The organism is Streptomyces sp. Isolate_45 (genome assembly GCF_024721315.2).
Lineage (GTDB): Bacteria > Actinomycetota > Actinomycetes > Streptomycetales > Streptomycetaceae > Streptomyces.
The window spans coordinates 17076-33091 of sequence record NZ_JANFAK020000098.1; the positions used below are offsets into that span (position 1 = coordinate 17076).

General features: G+C 72.0%; 15 protein-coding genes and 1 pseudogene. 8 read left to right on the forward strand and 8 right to left on the reverse strand.

Annotation, left to right across the window (positions count from 1 at the left end):
- Nucleotides 1–94 precede the first annotated feature (94 nt).
- From NOD94_RS27010 to NOD94_RS27020, 3 genes are all read right to left on the reverse strand, one after another.
- Nucleotides 95–490 carry a hypothetical protein gene (locus NOD94_RS27010; protein ID WP_281208715.1) on the reverse strand — a complete coding sequence of 132 codons (396 nt, stop codon included), beginning with the start codon at nucleotides 488–490 and terminating at the stop codon, nucleotides 95–97.
- Between the two features lie 991 nt (nucleotides 491–1481).
- Nucleotides 1482–2303, reverse strand: a complete 822-nt coding sequence (locus tag NOD94_RS27015; protein ID WP_281208716.1) for a serine/threonine-protein kinase — start codon at nucleotides 2301–2303, stop codon at nucleotides 1482–1484.
- A 74-nt stretch (nucleotides 2304–2377) separates the two neighbouring features.
- Nucleotides 2378–2524, reverse strand: coding sequence for a hypothetical protein (locus NOD94_RS27020; protein ID WP_281208717.1), 147 nt, complete (start codon nucleotides 2522–2524; stop codon nucleotides 2378–2380).
- A gap of 677 nt (nucleotides 2525–3201) precedes the next feature.
- Between NOD94_RS27020 and panD the strand changes: the two genes are divergently transcribed.
- The 4 genes from panD (at nucleotide 3202) to NOD94_RS27040 (ending at nucleotide 6530) form a co-directional block, all read left to right on the forward strand.
- A complete protein-coding gene (gene panD, locus NOD94_RS27025; protein WP_281208718.1) occupies nucleotides 3202–3621 on the forward strand; it encodes an aspartate 1-decarboxylase in 420 nt (139 codons plus the stop codon).
- Nucleotides 3622–3635: 14 nt separating this feature from the next.
- Nucleotides 3636–3977: a GNAT family N-acetyltransferase gene (locus tag NOD94_RS27030; protein ID WP_281208719.1), complete on the forward strand. Its 342-nt coding sequence runs from the start codon at nucleotides 3636–3638 to the stop codon at nucleotides 3975–3977.
- Nucleotides 3971–4588 (forward strand): aspartate/glutamate racemase family protein, encoded by a 618-nt coding sequence (locus tag NOD94_RS27035; RefSeq protein ID WP_281208720.1) that lies wholly within the window; start codon nucleotides 3971–3973, stop codon nucleotides 4586–4588. The genes NOD94_RS27030 and NOD94_RS27035 overlap by 7 nt, the downstream gene beginning before the upstream one ends.
- Nucleotides 4589–5144: 556 nt before the next feature.
- Nucleotides 5145–6530, forward strand: coding sequence for a transglycosylase family protein (locus tag NOD94_RS27040; protein WP_281208721.1), 1386 nt, complete (start codon nucleotides 5145–5147; stop codon nucleotides 6528–6530).
- A 24-nt stretch (nucleotides 6531–6554) separates the two neighbouring features.
- On the opposite strand, the pseudogene NOD94_RS27045 reads toward NOD94_RS27040, so the two are convergent.
- Nucleotides 6555–7367: pseudogene (locus tag NOD94_RS27045) on the reverse strand (DMT family transporter); the annotation flags it as partial.
- A gap of 558 nt (nucleotides 7368–7925) precedes the next feature.
- Between NOD94_RS27045 and NOD94_RS27050 the strand changes: the two are divergent.
- A complete protein-coding gene (locus tag NOD94_RS27050) occupies nucleotides 7926–9389 on the forward strand; it encodes an SDR family NAD(P)-dependent oxidoreductase (protein ID WP_281208722.1) in 1464 nt (487 codons plus the stop codon).
- Nucleotides 9390–9455: 66 nt separating this feature from the next.
- Here the strand turns inward: NOD94_RS27050 and NOD94_RS27055 are convergent, their stop codons facing one another.
- Complete coding sequence (locus NOD94_RS27055) at nucleotides 9456–9782, reverse strand: hypothetical protein (RefSeq protein WP_281208729.1); 327 nt, start codon at nucleotides 9780–9782, stop codon at nucleotides 9456–9458.
- Nucleotides 9783–10128: 346 nt separating this feature from the next.
- On the opposite strand from NOD94_RS27055, the gene NOD94_RS27060 reads away from it, so the two are divergent.
- Nucleotides 10129–10299, forward strand: coding sequence for a hypothetical protein (locus NOD94_RS27060; RefSeq protein ID WP_281208730.1), 171 nt, complete (start codon nucleotides 10129–10131; stop codon nucleotides 10297–10299).
- Between the two features lie 156 nt (nucleotides 10300–10455).
- Entirely contained in the window at nucleotides 10456–11439 is a 984-nt protein-coding gene (locus tag NOD94_RS27065) for an NAD-dependent epimerase/dehydratase family protein (protein ID WP_281208723.1), read from the forward strand.
- Here the strand turns inward: NOD94_RS27065 and NOD94_RS27070 are convergent.
- From NOD94_RS27070 to NOD94_RS27080, 3 genes are read right to left on the reverse strand one after another with little or no spacing between them, the layout of a single operon-like run.
- A complete protein-coding gene (locus NOD94_RS27070; protein WP_281208724.1) occupies nucleotides 11425–12864 on the reverse strand; it encodes a lipase maturation factor family protein in 1440 nt (479 codons plus the stop codon). The genes NOD94_RS27065 and NOD94_RS27070 overlap by 15 nt on opposite strands.
- An 11-nt stretch (nucleotides 12865–12875) precedes the next feature.
- Nucleotides 12876–13406, reverse strand: a complete 531-nt coding sequence (locus NOD94_RS27075; RefSeq protein WP_281208726.1) for a DUF1990 domain-containing protein — start codon at nucleotides 13404–13406, stop codon at nucleotides 12876–12878.
- Nucleotides 13407–13432: 26 nt separating this feature from the next.
- Nucleotides 13433–14323: a YndJ family protein gene (locus tag NOD94_RS27080; protein ID WP_281208727.1), complete on the reverse strand. Its 891-nt coding sequence runs from the start codon at nucleotides 14321–14323 to the stop codon at nucleotides 13433–13435.
- A 175-nt stretch (nucleotides 14324–14498) separates the two neighbouring features.
- Here NOD94_RS27080 and NOD94_RS27085 point away from each other — a divergent pair.
- The coding region (locus tag NOD94_RS27085) for a DUF6777 domain-containing protein (RefSeq protein ID WP_281208728.1) at nucleotides 14499–16016 on the forward strand (1518 nt) is incomplete at its 3' end.

Genomic DNA, 16016 nt, shown 5'->3' on the forward strand with positions numbered 1-16016 from the left:
CCGTGCGTCGGGTCCTCCGAGACAGGGCCGGAGCCACCGGTTATGTGTACCGCCTCGTCTGGCAGAGGTTCCTTGCTCATGAACGTTCAGCCCGTCAGGAGATGTTCCAGTCGCCCTGGACTTCGACCTTTTCGTTGAAGATCTGGGCGTTCTTGATCACGGCAGCGTTCACCTGGCCCCGGCCGCCACGCGCGGCCACGGCCTCGTCGACGGTCCGCCGGATCTCGGCCTCGAAGTCCCGGTCGCGGAGCATGTGCGCCAGCAGCATGCGCTGGAGTTCCTCCTGGGCCGCTGTGTCCCCGGGACTCTGCTGTAGCTGGTCAAGGGCCGCTTCGGCCCCGCTGTCCCCACGGAACCGAGCCCGCAGCCGCTCGATGAGCTGGACACCCCCACCCCAGCCCGCGCGACCCGCTTCCTGGCCGGTGGTCTCCAGCGCCCCCTTGACGACCAGAGCCACCCCGGCTACGGCGATAGCCGTGATCGGATCCATGTTCTCCCCGTTTTCTACAGACAGACGCCTGACCCTAGGGGAGGCGGAGTTCGACCGTGATCCTTTTCCTCGCACTTGACCGAATGTGGTTCATAGCGGTGGCCGATAAGTACAGGAGAGGGGCTGTGTCGTGGAGGCTCAGCCTCGAAAGGGAGGTCACTGGCCTGATCATCAGGCCGCGGGTTTCGGCCTGCGGTCCACGCTCGCGATGCCTTCGACGGCCTGGGTGAGGCGGCTGGCCACCGGGATGAGGCCGGCGTCCCGGACCTGGCCTCTCAGCGTGTCCACACCGCGGGTGACGCTGACCCGGACGTTCTGGTGCGATACGGGGAAGAGGCGTTCGGCCGACTGGCACGCTCGGCCGGTGATCGCGTTACTCTGCCGGAATCGGGAGCCCGCACCGGTCCCGCGGCAGCTCCTGGTCCAGCTCGAGACCGATCTCATGGTGCTGCATTCGAGGCCATTGAAGCCGAGCTCCGCGACGAGCCCGCGGTGGGGTTCTGGCGCGGGCGTCCGGCGAGCCGGCTGGACCTGGACAGCAGGATCGACATTCCCCGGAACCTGGGCGCGGAGCTCAAGCGGACCACACTCGACGTGCTGGAGCGGCAGCGCTCGCAGAGCCTGGAGCTGTTCCCCACGCCCGGCGCCGGGGGTACCACGCCGGCGCGGCGCGTGGCGTGGGACCTGCATCGAGATCACCCCGTGGTCCTGGTCTACGCCTACAGCTCGGGAACCGTCGACCGGGTGGAACAGGTAGGGCGTCTCGCTCTACGACGTCCAGCATCTACTCGGCCACGAGAGCTACCAGACGACACAGCGGTACGCCCACCTCGCTCCGGGCGCTCACCAGGCGGTCATGGGAGCCTGGGAACGACTGGACTCCCAGTTGGTGGTCCCAGCGGGGGCGGCAATGTCCGGCGCCAGCTCAGCGTGATCCGTCCGGGAGCTGCAGCGGCCTGTTCCGAGGCAGTGAAGCGTGGGCCCCGCCGCGTCAGCCTGTTTGTTCTCCTGCTGCCCGCCAGGCCTCGGCGAGGGCGCCCACGCACGGCAGCCGATTCTCCGGCTCACGTGCAGTCGCCTGCACAATGACAGCCAGCTGGGCCGGGGTTCCGCGCCACTGCGTCTCCTCGTCGCCGGCGTCGAGGAGGAGACGCAGTGCTCGGCCCAGGTTGAAGACGGTGGTGCGGATGTCGATGAGCGAGCCGCGGACGAACTCCTCGGGCGCCATGTAGCGGCTGGAGCCGGGGAGCCGGCCCCCCTCCAGGGTGAAGGGGCCGGGGCGGTACTCGTCCAGATCGCAGAGCATCATGCGTTGCTGATCGAAGTCGTAGAGCATGCAGCCGTCGTACAAATCCACGGCTACATATCCAGCATCTTCGACAGCCAGATGGGCGTTGAGCAGCGTTTCCAGAGCGATATTGATCTGGGCGAGCGGCTGGGCCCTGAACCGTGCCATGGGGCTGCCGGGAGCGGCGCGTCCGCCGTGGCGTGACCGGGTCGGGTGGTAGAGAACCTCACCGCTCATCCACGGATAGACGAGCACAGGACCGGTGTCCGTGGTGAACGAGTGCGCCAAGGCCACGATGCATGGATGTGAGATGGCACTGTGAACGGCCATCGCCCTGTCCAATGACGGGACGGCTTCGGGCGCCGACGCGGTCTTCACGAACCAGCGCTGTCCCGATGCCAGCAAACCGTAGGAGGTGCAGCCGGAGTCTTGATCGTCGAACCGTTGGAACACGGTGCCCAGTTGGTCCAGCAGAGGCTCGAGCGCCGGGACGTGAGTCACGTCCTCGAACGGGTGCGTCGTCATTTCCGGAATGCTGTCAGTTTGCGTGCAGGTCCGCAGTGATTCCGGTTAATGCGGGGTTCTGCTGGCGATCGGCGCTAATGGATCTTTTGCTGCTCCAGCCACTTGAAGACTTCGGTCTTCTTGTAGAGGACCTTCGCATTCCTACCTCGGCCGAGGTTGTAACCCTTCAGGCCGAGCCCGGAGGCCTTCTTGTACACCCGGCTCGTGGACATATTCAGCATGGTTGCCACCTGGGACGTGTCCATGAGCACGGCTCGACGGCGCGCCTCCCGTGAGGTCCGTCTGCTGCGGTGTTTGTTCTGCCGAGGCTCGTCTGCGGATCTATGGGCAAGGATCTCCTTCGGTTCGGCGGCTACGCCGATCCGGAATGGATCGGCCTGGTGCGCGGCAGGCGGCGGCAGGGTTAGGTGCACCCAGCGGGCGCCCCGTCGTCGTGCGGACTACAGCAATCGTCACGAGAATCCCCGGCTTGGCCAACCGGTGATTTGCCGTTATCCTGCTCCGCCGTTCGGGTCCAGTGATTGCTGTGGCGATCCGAGGGCAGCGTCATCCGGGGTGGGGGTACTGCGCTTCTCAGAGCTGGGGCCGCCGCCAGGTGGCCCCCGGCGCGTGCTGACTGGCGACCTGCTCGCGTGGCTCCGGTCACAGTGAAGGTGGTCCTAGTGGCTGCCGAGGGTCGTTGCGTAGGCTGACGTCGTCGTCGCGGTGGGGGAGTGGGTGAGGCTCCTCAACCCCTCCGAAGTCAGCTGACGGTGCGTCAGAAAAGTCAGCAATTGGTCAGCGTCAGTCCTCAAAAACATGGGGAAAGCTGACCGAACATGCGACTCGTTGTAAGGTAGGGAAACTGCCCTTGACCTGCAAAAACGCAGGCAGGGAGCCTAGATCCAGGGGTACCTCGATGATGCGTACAATGTTCAAGTCCAAGATCCACCGGGCCACGGTCACCCAGGCCGACCTGCACTACGTCGGGTCCGTCACCATCGACGCCGATCTGCTCGACGCGGCCGATCTGTTGCCCGGGGAACTCGTGCACATCGTGGACATCACCAACGGGGCGCGTCTGGAGACGTACGTCATCGAGGGCGAGCGCGGCTCGGGTGTCATCGGGATCAACGGCGCCGCCGCCCATCTCGTGCACCCCGGGGACCTGGTCATCCTCATCAGCTACGCGCAGGTGGACGACGCCGAGGCGCGCGCCCTCGTACCGAGCGTGGTGCACGTCGACGCCGACAACAGGATCATCGAGCTGGGTGCGGACCCGTCCGCCCCGGTGCCGGGTACGGAGCAGCGGCGCGGCCCGCACGCAGTGGCCGGCTGAGGGAGCGGGGAACGATGGCGATCGAACTGAGGGACGAGCGCGCGGCGGGACGGCTGCTGGCCGTCGAGGGCGGCGAGACGGTCGGGCACATCGCCTACTTCGTCCTCGCCGACGAGCCCCACGCCCTGGTGGCGGTCCACACCGTGGTCGAGGCCGGCCACGAGGGCAAGGGCATCGCCGGGCAGCTGGTGCGGCACTTCTACGGGACGGCCGCCGCCGAGGGCGTTCCGGTCGTACCGCTCTGCCCCTACGCCGCGAGCTGGGCGGCCAAGCACCCCGACGAGGCGCCCGAGGCCCCGGCCGAGGTCGTCGCGGCCGCCAAGGAGCAACTGAAGGGCGACCCCGAGCTGTGGTGAGGCGACTGACGCTGCTGCACACCTCTCCCGTCCACGTCCCCGTCTTCGACGCGCTGCGCGACCGGGACCATCCGGACGCCGTCCTGCGGCACCTGGTGTCCCCGGAACTCCTCGACCGGGCCCGGGCCCACGGCCCCGGGGCGGTGGTGGCGGACCTCACGGCGCGGCTCGAAGGCGCCGACGGCCCGGTGTTGGTGACCTGTTCGACGATCGGGGCGGTCGCGGAGTCGCTCGCCCCCGCCCTCGGCGTTCCGGTGCTGCGGGTGGACCGTCCCATGGCCGCCGAGGCCGTCCGGCGCGGCCCGCGGATCGCGGTGCTGGCCGCACTGGAGTCCACGCTCGCGCCGACGACGGAACTCCTCGCCGAGGTCGCCGACGGTCGTCCGGTGTCCGTCCGTACATACGTCGTCGACGGGGCGTGGTCGCTGTTCGAGGCCGGGGACGACACCGGCTTCCGCGCAGCCGTGGCCGCGTCGGCGGACTCCGTCACCGACGCGGACGTCATCGTCCTGGCCCAGGTCTCGATGGCCGGGGCCGCGTCCCTCGTGCGCACCCGACTGCCCGTGCTCACCAGCCCGCGCCGCGGCCTCGCCGCCTGCCTGAGTCCGTAGGCAGTACCGCCGGAGCCCCGCCCCCGCCGCCGGCGACCCCCGACACCACGAACGGCGATTCCCCCGTTCGGGTGAAGCCGGCCCCGGGATCCGGCCGGGCCGCGTCGACCGTCCCGGTCCGCCGTGGATTCGGGGGGCGTGCCCGGCCGGATCGGGGGAAGGTGGGACACATGGTGCGCAACGCAGAGCAGACCCAGCCCCCGGTTCCCGGCCCCGATCCGGTCCCCGCGCCGGTCCCGCCGGTGCCCGGCCCGCCGGTGCCCGGCCCCCCGCCCGTACCGCGCCCGGTACCGCCCGTGCCCGGCCCGGTACCCGAGCCCGACCCCGTACCCCCGCCCCCCGGACCCGCGCCGATCCCGCAGCCCGGCCCCCTGAGTTAGGGAAGGGGCCCCGCGACGAACGCGGCCGGTCGATGGCCGGTCGGCGGTCGTACGAAACTCGGACGGAGCCGGATGTAGCGGTCAACTTCCCCCTGGGGGCGGCTGGTTGTAGCCCTTGTCAGGAATGTGGCACGCCGTTAGGTTGTGCGGTTCCTGATGTCTTCAAGGGGGCTCCCATGGGTGTACGGGGCCGGCACCGCCGGTACCAGCCGAGCAGCATCAACCGGGCCTCGCTCGCCGTCACCGCCGGTGGCGCCGGGATCGCCCTACCGTTGATCGGCGCCGGGGTCGCGAACGCCGCCTCCGTGGACACGTGGAACAAGGTCGCCCACTGCGAGTCGACCAACAACTGGAAGATCAACACCGGGAACGGCTACTACGGCGGCCTCCAGTTCAGCCAGAGCACCTGGCGCGAGTTCGGCGGTACGGCCTTCGCGCCGCGCGCCGACCTGGCCACCCGGGAGCAGCAGATCGCGGTCGCCGAGAAGGTCCTGAAGGGCCAGGGGCCCAAGGCCTGGCCGGCGTGCGGCCCGCAGGCCGGGCTCAGCCGCAGCGGCCCCGCACCCGCCCTCGGTCCGACGGCCACGCCGGCGAAGCCCGCCGCGCAGACGCCCGCCCCGCCGAAGGCGCAGCAGCCGCAGGCGCAGGCGCAGGCGCAGGCGCCCAAGGACCGGATCCAGGCGACCAAGGCCACCACGGGCCCGCCGGTCGCACTGCCCCGGCCCACCGGGACGTCCGTCCTGCCGAACCCGTACGTCGTCGCGCCCGGCGACTCGCTCTCGGCCATCGCCACCGACCAGCGCGTCGAGGGCGGCTGGCAGGCCCTGTACGAGACCAACCGCGCCACCGTCGGCGGCAACCCCAACCTGATCTTCCCCGGGCAGCGGCTGACCCTGCGGATCACCGTCGCCCCGCCCGTCCAGAACCCGGAGAAGCCTCCCCGCACCGCGGAGCCCGTCAAGCCCGTGGAGCCGGCCGCGCCCGCGCCGGAGCGGAGCAAGCCCGCGGAGAAGCCGACTCCGAAGCCGACGCCGGAACAGAGCAAACCCGCCGAGAAGCCGAAGCCCGCCGAGCAGGCCAAGCCGGCCGAGAAGCCCAAGCCCAAGCCGGAACCCGCGGCCAAGCCCGCGGCCAAGCCCGTCCAGCAGCCGGCCGCCGGAGGGTTCTCCGCACCGGTCGACGGAGGCCTCGGCACCGCCTACCGCGTCGCCGGATCGTCCTGGTCCAGCGGCTATCACACGGGCGTCGACTTCCCGGTGCCGACCGGCACCAGCGTCAAGTCAGTGGGCCCCGGCACGGTCCTGTCGGCCGGCTGGGCCGGCGCCTACGGCTACCAGGTCGTCATCAAGCACTCCGACGGCCGGTACTCCCAGTACGCCCACCTCTCCGCGCTCGGCGTGAAGGCCGGTCAGCAGGTCTCCGGTGGTCAGCGCATCGGCCGGTCCGGTTCGACGGGCAACAGCAGCGGCCCCCACCTGCACTTCGAGATGCGTACGGCTCCCGGGTACGGCTCCGACATCGACCCGTTGAAGTACCTGCGCGGGCACGGCGTCCGCATCTGACCCCCGCACGTGCGGCGGCACGGCCGTGAGCAGGACCAGGCCGGCCGCCGCCAGCACGCCGCTCGTCGTCGCGGCCAGCGCGCCGACGGTCCCGTAGCGGAAGCCCTCGTCGAACAAGGAGATCCCGACCGCCGCCGCGACCACCGGATTGACGACCGTCACCGTGGCCAGCGGCGCGGTCAGCCCGGCGCCGCGGTACGCCGCCTGGGACAGCAGCAGTCCGCCCGCCGCCAGCAGGCCGATCGCCGCCAGGTCCGGCCACAGCGCGGCCAGGGCGCCCGGCGTGAAGCTCTCCGCCACCGACTTGGTGAACACCGAACCCATCCCGAAGGCCGCGCCGGCCGCCGCCGCCAGCAGGACGCTGCGCAGCACGGGGCGGACCACCCGGTGCGCGGCGAGGAACAGCGCCGCGACCACGGCGCCCGTCACCGCCAGCAGCAGGATCCGTTCCCCTCCCACGAAGGACTGCCGTCCGGCGCCGTCCCCACCCGTCAGGGCGAGCAGCCCGGCCAGGCCCGCCGTCGCCATGACCGCGCCCCGCCATGCCGCCGCACCCGCCCGGCGCCGTACGAACACGGCCGCCATCGGCAGCGCGAAGACGATCGTCAGCGCACCGAGGGGCTGGACCAGGCTCAGCGGCCCGTACGCCAGGGCCACCACGTGCAGCAGCGCGCCGAGGCCGTTGAGCCCGACCGCCACCCACCAGCCGGCCCGGCGCAGGGGCGCGTAACCACGGCCGGGCGAGGTCGCCGCGACACGTTCCTGGACGATCGCACCGCTCGCGTACGCGACGGCCGACACCAGGCAGAGCAGAACCGACAGGGCCAAGGCACTCATAAGATCCACCATGCCTCAGCCCGGGCGGCCGTTCATCCGCCCAGAGGAGTCATGATCGCCGTCCGAGTCATCCTCCGGGTATACACCAGGAGGAGTACGTCGAGTCATCGGTCGTACGCGAGCAGTACTCGGGGCCGCCGGGACGACTCCGCGCGCCGGCCGGAACACGACCTCCCCGGTGTCCGGATCGCATCGGGCCCCCACCGCCAGGGCCGCCCCGAACGCCCGGTCCGCGCGCAGCGCCCGGCGCACCCGGTCCACGTTCGCCGCGAGGGCGTCGTCCACCTGATCGTCCCCCGGGGGGACGCGCCGCCTGCGCCGCGGGCGCCAGTTCGCCGATCTCGGGCGCGAGGCGCGACCGGGAGCATCGACGTCGCGCTTTACGACGCGGGGGACGCGGAGCGTCACGAAGCCATCCATACCGTGACAGTCCGCTCGCGGTGCGTGAGGCGCACGGGGACGGGTTTGGTCCCCGGCGCGTCGGCTCCGTACAGTGGCGGTTTTGAGGACTTCCGCAGCACGCGGACGCGGACGAACGAACGAGGAACGGCAGCGGCCATGACGGTGACCGAAGACAACCACGCCTACGGGCCGGGCATCGACCCCGAGCGTCTTGCCCTCTGCCTCGGCGTGATCGACGAGCTGGACAAGCTGGACGTCGACCACCCGGACGCCATCACCGTACGCCGCGCCACCGCCGGCCTCTACCGGACGGTCAAGCAGCGCCGCCGCCAGGAGCGCCGTGCCGCCAAGACCGCCAACGACAAGGCCGTCACCGAGGCGACCGCGACCGGTTCCGCCGAACGGATCGACGACGAGACCCAGGGCAACGCCCTGACCACCGCGGCCAAGGGCCCGATCGCCGGAATACTCCAGCGTCCGCGGTCCTGCTACATCTGCAAGACCCGCTACGTCGAGGTCGACGCGTTCTACCACCAGCTCTGCCAGGACTGCGCCGCCTTCAACCACGCGCGCCGCGACGCCCGCACCGACCTGACGGGGCGGCGCGCACTGCTCACGGGCGGCCGCGCCAAGATCGGCATGTACATCGCGCTGCGGCTGCTGCGCGACGGCGCGCACACCACCATCACCACGCGCTTCCCCAACGACGCGATCCGCCGCTTCAAGGCGATGCCCGACAGCTCCGAATGGCTGCACCGCCTGAAGATCGTCGGCATCGACCTGCGCGACCCGGCCCAGGTCGTCGCCCTCGCCGACTCCGTCGCCGCCGAGGGCCCGCTCGACATCCTGATCAACAACGCGGCGCAGACCGTCCGTCGTTCCCCCGGCGCCTACAGCGAGCTGGTCGCGGCGGAGAACGCCCCGCTCCCGGCGGGCGAGCTGCCCTCCGCCGAGGTCATCGGCACCTTCGGCAGCGGCACCGTCGACCGCGGGGCCGCCCTGTCGTCCGGCAGCGGCGAGAAGCTCAGCGCCCAGGACGTCACCGACCTCGCGCTGGTCTCCGGCTCGGCCTCCCTGGAGCGGATCGCCGCGGGCACCGCCATCGACGCCGGCGGCCTCGTGCCCGACCTGCACGACACGAACAGCTGGATCCAGACGGTGTCCGAGGTGGACCCCGTCGAGCTCCTCGAAGTGCAGCTCTGCAACTCCACCGCGCCGTTCATCCTCATCAGCCGGCTCCGGCCGGCGATGGCCGCGGCCGGGGCGGGACGCCGCTACGTGGTCAACGTCTCCGCCATGGAAGGGGTGTTCAGCCGCGGTTACAAGGGCGCCGGACACCCGCACACCAACATGGCGAAGGCCGCGCTGAACATGCTGACGCGCACCAGCGCCCAGGAGATGTTCCAGAAGGACCAGATCCTGATGACCGCCGTCGACACGGGCTGGATCACGGACGAGCGTCCGCACCCGGACAAGATCCGCCTGGCGGAGGAGGGCTTCCACGCCCCCCTGGACCTGGTCGACGGCGCCGCCCGCGTCTACGACCCGATCGTGCGCGGCGAGCTCGGCGAGGACCTGTTCGGCGTATTCCTCAAGGACTACGCCCCCGCCAACTGGTAGGCGCCGCACGGTCGTTCGTCGACCGGTGGAACCACCGTCGAGGACCCCGGGCTCCGGGGTCCTCGCTCACCCCACCCCGCGCACGCGCGCGGCGAGCAGTTCGAGGACCGGACGCCAGTCCTCCATCACGCCCGCGTCCAGGCCTGCGGTCGTCGCCGATTCGGAGGCCTGACGCAGGGTCTCCGCGTCCGGAGCCGGGTGGGGCCGCGCCGGCGCCGGGTGCTCCCGGGCGAGGCCCGCCACGCGGGCACCCAGGAGCGGCCGTACCTCCCGGGCCAGGCCGTGCAGCAGTCCGGCCACCTGGAGTTCCTTGTCGGACGGGTGCGAGCGCCGCAGCAGCGCCGCCGTCCGCATTCCGTGATCGCGGCCCCGGTGCGCGTCCAGCAGCTCCATGAGCTCATCGACACTGCCGATCTCCGGCACGTCCGCCACCGCCACCGCCGATCCTTCCGTCGTCCGCGCCATCGTCCGCGCGCATGCGCCAACCGCCGTCGAGCAGATCGGTCCGGGGCGACGCGCCGGCGTACGACTCGCTGAACTCCGGGCGAAAAAATGCGGTCCAGCGTGGATTTTACCCTTCCATCGAGCGGGGCCCCGCTCATATGTGTACCCTGATCCGCAAGGAGCCCCACCCGGGCACCGCTCCACCAAGGCGCCACCGCGTCCGGAAACTCTTATATTTCCCTATCTCCGGCGCGCGTCAGTGCCCGCCGGGTTACGCGACACAAGGGAGTGCGCGGTGACTGAAACGACGAAGCCCGAAAAGACCGTGGAGCGAACGGGTCGGGGGGCGCCCACGAAGTCCGACGAACTCGGCAGCCTCGAAGTGTGGGCACGCTCCGCGCCGATCCGCCTGGCGGGCTACGAGGACGACCTGGCCGAACCCCACATCCTGCCCGGCATCGACTAGATCGCGCCCCGACCGGGGAACCGGTCCGCGCCCCCGCGCCGATGGGCGACGGGGGCGCGGCGTGTGTGGAGTTCCCGTTCCGCGTCCGCCCTCGGCGTGATCGCTGACGGCGATCACCACTTACCCGGCCGTGCTCCGGTCGGGCAGTCTCGATCCATGAGACTGCTGATGCTGGGTGGTACCGAATTCGTCGGGCGTGCGATCGTCGAGGACGCCCTGGACCGGGGCTGGGACGTGACCGTCTTCCACCGCGGTCACCATGCCGCCCCGCCTCGCGCGACCGCGCTCCACGGGGACCGTACGGCCCCCGACGGTCTCGCCGCCCTCGCCGAGGGGGAGTGGGACCTGGTCGTCGACACCTGGAGCGGCGCCCCCGCCGTGGTGCGCGACAGTGCCCGCCTGTTGGCCGGCCGGGCCGGGCAGTACACGTACATCTCCAGCCGCTCGGTGTACGCCTTCCCCGCTCCGGCCGGTCTCGGCGAGGGCGGCCCGCTCGTCGAGGGAGCCCCCGACGCGGACGCCATCGCCTACGCCGAGGACAAGCGCGGCGGCGAACTGGCCGCCGAGGCCGCCTTCGGGGACCGTGCGCTGCTGGTGCGGGCGGGCCTGATCATCGGCCCGTACGAGAACGTCGGCCGGTTGCCCTGGTGGCTGAACCGGGTGGCCCGCGGCGGCCCCCTGTTGGCCCCCGGCCGCCCCGACCTGCCGCTCCAGTACATCGACGTGCGCGACCTCGCGCGCTGGACCCTGGACTCCGCCGCGTCCGGTCGCGCCGGCGCCTACGACCTGGTCTCCCCGAGTGGCCACGCCACCATGGGCGGCCTCATCGCGGCCTGCGCCGCCGCCACCGGCGGCACGGTCGAGCCGCGCTGGACGCCGGACGCCGTGATCGAGGAGGCCGGCATCGAGCCCTGGACCGAGCTGCCGATCTGGCTCCCCGAGGGCGAGCTGTACGACTTCATGTTCGGCGCCGACGTCACCAAGGCGCTCGACGCCGGCCTGACGTGCAGGCCCGTCGAGGAGACGGCCGCCGACACCTGGGCCTGGCTGCAGAGCATCGGCGGCGTCGCCCCGCACCGCCCCGACCGCCCGGGCAAGGGCATATCCGCCGAGCGGGAGGCGGCCCTACTCGGGCTCTGAGGCGGCCGGGTCCGTGAGCCGGGTCGGCGGCAGGTACTCGCCCACCAGCGTGCGGTGCCACCACGCGCCCGTCTCGCGGAGCTCCCGCCGGGTGGTGAACCGGTAGCGGTACAGCCGGGCCCGCACGAAACGTGGCGGGGCTTCCGGGAACGGGTTGTGGCGCAGGAGCCGCAGAGTGTCCCGGTCGCCCGCGAGCAGCCGCTCGACGAACGGCCCGAACCAGTCACGCGCGTAGCCGGGGGAGAGCGCCGCGAACCACATGAGCCAGTCGAGGCGCAGGTGGTAGGGGGCGAACTGGCGCGGCAGCCGTCGGAGTTCACCCGGCTTGCCCCTGAAGCCGTACTCCCGCCACACGCCGTCCTCGCGGGGCGTCCGCTCATCGGTGCCCTCGACCACCACCTCCTCGCGGATCCGGCTGACCGAGCCGAAGGCCCCGTAGGTGTTGACCAGGTGGAGTCCGTCGTAGGAACGGTTCATCACCTGGCGGCGCGAGATCATGTTGGCGACCGGGTGCCGGCTCAGGACCAGGACCAGCACGGTCACCGCGCACACGAGGACCACGTACCACAGGGGCGCCGCGCGCGAGGCGGCGGCGGGCGGCGCTCCGGTGAAGCGGGTGAAGTCGATGGCCGACAGGGCGAGCGCGATCGTCAGCCAGTTCAGCCAGGCGAAGTTGCCGGAGAGCACCAGCCACAGTTGGGTGGCGACCATCACGGCAGCGGCGAACGAGGCCACCGGCTGGGGGAGGAACAGAAGGAAAGGAACGGCGAGTTGCGTCACGTGGTTCGCGGCGCACTCCACCCGGTGCAACGGCTTCGGCAGGTGGTGGAAGAACCAGCTGAGCGGCCCGGGCATGGGCTGCGTCTCGTGGTGGTGGTAGAGGCAGGTGAGCTTGCGCCAGCAGGCGTCGCCCCGCATTTTGATCAGCCCGGCACCGAACTCCACCCGGAACAGCACCCACCACAGCAGCCACAGCACCAGCACGGGCGGCCCGGTCCGGGCGTTGCCCAGGAAGACGGCGAGGAAGCCCACCTCCAGCAGCAACGACTCCCAGCCGAAGGAGTACCAGGTCTGCCCCACGTTGACGATGGACAGGTACAGCAGCCACAGGACGGCCCACATCGCCATGGCCGCGCCCAGCGGGACCACGTCCCCGGCCCCCGCCGCCAGCGCGGCCGCGAGAGCCGCGCCGGCCCAGGCGCAGCCGGCGAAGAGCCGGTCGGAGTAGTGGAGTTGGAACAGGCTCGGCGCGTGCCGGAACGGCACGTACCGCACGTGGCGCGGGACGGGCAGCATGCCGTGGGCCCCGATCAGGGCCCGGAACTGCAGCGCCGCCCCGACGAAGGCGAGGACGTAGACACCGGCGAGGGTCCGCTGGAAGACGATCCGGGCCGGCCAGTATCCGGGAGCGGTGAACCAGTCCATCCCCTCCAGTATCAGCCGGTCGCGGCCAGTCCGCGCAGGAGGCGGGTCAGCAGCCGGGCGTAGCCGAGTTGCAGGACGGGGACGATCGGGCCCGCGAGGCGGGTGTACCAGGTGGCCGGGCGGCTGAAGGCGGTCACCTCGAACCACACCGTGCCGTCCTCGGCGAGCTCCACCAGGAACGATTCCTCGCCGCTCTCCGGGTGCCCGGTCCGGGTGCCGTAGGCGAATCCAGCCCGGTTCGGGGCGTCCGGTACCCAGATCACCTCGCACGGCACGGTGATGCGCAGCGGACCGATGCCCAGCCCGATCTCCACCCGCACCCCGGGCGCGGCGGGCCCGTCCGTCCGCACGCGGGCGCCGGTCGCCCGGTGCATCCCGAACTCCGAGACCGCCCTGCCGGCAGCCTCGAACGCCTCGCGGCCGTGCCCGACGCGGGCCCGGTGGTGCAGGTGGTTGTAGCCGGCGGGCAGCGGGCGACGGAGGGTGGCGCCGCGGTCCGGATAGTTGAGGGTGTCCCGGGCGGTGCTGGTGAGGCGGGTCATGGGGTGGTCTCCGTTCGGGGGCGCGTTCAGCGGGTCATGGCCCGGCGAGTCGTGGGCATCGGGGCGGGGGTGGGGGTCGGGGGCGAGGTCGGATCCGGGTTCGGGGTCGCGGTGAGGCGGCGCCAGGCCAGCAGCGAGCACAGGGCGAAGCCGAGCGCGTTGCCGAGGCCGTGCGTCGCGGCCATCCAGGTCAAGGTGGGATGCGCGATTCCGGTGGCCTCGCCGACCGCCCACCACAGGGCGAGCAGCATCGTGGCGACCAGTACGGCCGAGGACACCGTCAGGAGGATGCCGGTGGTCCGGTCGCGGGCGGTGGGCCGGAGGTCGCTCCAGGTCACGAGCGCCACGGCCCACATCCCGGCCGTCAGCACCACCGCCCCCAGCAGTTCGGCCCAGTCGTCCACGAAATATCCGAGGAGCACGAGCAGCGTGCCGGCGGGGACGCTGTACGCCGCCCAGCGCGCCCGGCGCCGTCCACCCGTCGAGCGGCAGACCAGCCCGGCGACCAGGGCCGCCGTGAAACCGGCGAAGTGGAAGTGGGGGACGGTCAGGGCCAGGATGTCGAGGTCGAAGCCGAAGAGCCGGTACCCGGCCCGCTCGGCGACCAGGGCGGTCCCGGCGACCGAGGGCGAGACCAGCGCGGTGAGCGCGGCCACCTCGGCGGGGGCGAGCGATCGGGTCAGCAGCAGCCGGACCGGCGCGTGCGCGGCCAGGGCCAGCGCCGCCAGGGCGTAGAGCACGGCGAGTGCGGTGGCGGCCGCGCCGCGCGGCAGCCACAGGCACAGCGCCCCGGGCAGGGCCGCGAGCGGCCACAGTCGGGCGGCGGTGCGCAGCCCGGCGGGGTCGATGAGGAGGAGGCCCACGGGGACGACGTAGAACATGCCCAGGGTGACGATCAGGTTGACGAGTACCGTCACGGCACCCTCCTTTGAACGTGTTCAAGTTACGGTCGCGACCCTACGGGGTTCGTTGAACATGTTCAAGGCGGTGTGGTGCGCGGGTGTCGGCGCCCACTCGCGGCGCTCCACTTGCGGCGTTCCGGAACATGCGGCAGACAGGAGAAGACAAACCGGGGCGAACAGGGAGATCAGCGTGAAAGACGTGAATGACGTGCCCGCACCGATGACACCCCGTCAGACGTCGCGCCGTCACGTACCGACCTGCACAACCCTCTTCGCCCTCGTCGGACTCCTCGCCGCAGGTTGCACGGGCTCGCCGCCCGAGGTGACGAAGGGTCCGGCCGCCGAGACCAAGGAGGTCCAGCTCCAGCCCGTCGGCGCCGCCGGCTCCGCCCCGTTCACGGCCTCCTTCGCCACCCGGGAGTCGGCCCCGGTGCAGCCCCCGCTGCCGAACCGCAGCGGCCGGGGCATCCGTACGATCGGCGCGGCCACCCCCGGCCTCTACGGCGGCACCCAACGGTTCGGCAGCTGCGACGTGGAACGGCAGGTCGGCTTCCTCGTCGCCGACGAGGCCAGGGGCCGCGCCTTCGCCTCCGTCTCCGGGGTCGAACAGGCCAAGCTCCCCGAGTTCCTGCGCGGGCTCACCCCGGTGGTGCTCCGCGCCGACACCCGGGTCACCAGCCACGGCTACAAGGACGGCCACCCCGAGGACTTCCAGGCCGTTCTCCAGGCCGGCACCGCCGTCCTCGTCGACGAACACGGCATGCCGCGGGTCCGCTGCGGCTGCGGCAACCCGCTCGTCGCGCCGCGCTCCGCGAACGGCAGCCCGGTGATCAAGGGTGACCCCTGGCAGGGCTACCAGGCCAACCAGGTCGTCGTCGTCGAGCCGAGCGCCCGGCCCCTGGACAACCTGCTCATCGTCAACATGGCCGACAACACCTGGATCGAGCGCAGGACCGGGGACGACGGCGCCCAGGACAAGACACCGCGGGTGCTGCCGCCCTACGACCCGGCCGACGGCATCCCCGACGGGCCGGCCAACCCGCCCGGGGGTGCCGCCGACCCCTGCACCGCGGCCGATCCCCACAGCCTGGAGCGGACCAAGCCGCCGGTGTCCCCGACGGCGCCGCCCGCCGGACCCCCTTCGGACCTCCCCGGAGGCCTGGCGGGGGACACGCCGTCCGACCTGACCGGCGGCGCCGCGGGGAGCCTGCCGTCGGACCCGGCCGGGGCCGTTCCCGGAGCTCCCGGGGCTCCCGGGGAGGTGGCGGCAGGCCCGTCCGCCGGTACGCCGCAGGCCGCGCCCGAATCCTTCGCGGACGACCTCACCGGCGGCCCGAACGCCGGCCTCACCGACGATTTCACCGCGGACCTCGACGCGGACTTCTACGCCGACCTCTACGGGGACCCCGGTGCCGGTACCACCGGCCCCGGTACCGGCACCGACCTCGGCGATGACCTGTCCGGCGACCTGTCCGGCGGCGCGCCCCTCGACCTGCCGATGGACACCTCGCCGGGCGCCACCTCCGGTGCCCCCGTTGCCCCCGACGCGCTCGCCGACGGGACTTCCGGGGTCCCGGGCACCGCCCCGGACGGCGTTCCCGGTGAAGGGGCGGCCGGTGTGCCCGCCGGCCCGTCGGCCGACCTGCCCCTGGCGGGCCCGCAGTCGCAGCTGCCGGGCGCCGCCGCCCCGTGCCCGCCGGCAGCGGAC

What these genes read in the sequence shown, in the direction of transcription:
- NOD94_RS27050 (WP_281208722.1), top strand. Translation starts at nt 7,926, where the DNA reads ATGACGGTGACCGAAGACAACCACGCCTACGGGCCGGGCATCGACCCC.
- NOD94_RS27010 (WP_281208715.1), bottom strand. Translation starts at nt 490, where the DNA reads ATGGATCCGATCACGGCTATCGCCGTAGCCGGGGTGGCTCTGGTCGTC.
- NOD94_RS27020 (WP_281208717.1), bottom strand. Translation starts at nt 2,524, where the DNA reads ATGCTGAATATGTCCACGAGCCGGGTGTACAAGAAGGCCTCCGGGCTC.
- NOD94_RS27055 (WP_281208729.1), bottom strand. Translation starts at nt 9,782, where the DNA reads ATGGAGCTGCTGGACGCGCACCGGGGCCGCGATCACGGAATGCGGACG.
- NOD94_RS27040 (WP_281208721.1), top strand. Translation starts at nt 5,145, where the DNA reads ATGGGTGTACGGGGCCGGCACCGCCGGTACCAGCCGAGCAGCATCAAC.
- panD (WP_281208718.1), top strand. Translation starts at nt 3,202, where the DNA reads ATGATGCGTACAATGTTCAAGTCCAAGATCCACCGGGCCACGGTCACC.
- NOD94_RS27030 (WP_281208719.1), top strand. Translation starts at nt 3,636, where the DNA reads ATGGCGATCGAACTGAGGGACGAGCGCGCGGCGGGACGGCTGCTGGCC.
- NOD94_RS27070 (WP_281208724.1), bottom strand. Translation starts at nt 12,864, where the DNA reads ATGGACTGGTTCACCGCTCCCGGATACTGGCCGGCCCGGATCGTCTTC.
- NOD94_RS27065 (WP_281208723.1), top strand. Translation starts at nt 10,456, where the DNA reads ATGAGACTGCTGATGCTGGGTGGTACCGAATTCGTCGGGCGTGCGATC.
- NOD94_RS27075 (WP_281208726.1), bottom strand. Translation starts at nt 13,406, where the DNA reads ATGACCCGCCTCACCAGCACCGCCCGGGACACCCTCAACTATCCGGAC.
- NOD94_RS27015 (WP_281208716.1), bottom strand. Translation starts at nt 2,303, where the DNA reads ATGACGACGCACCCGTTCGAGGACGTGACTCACGTCCCGGCGCTCGAG.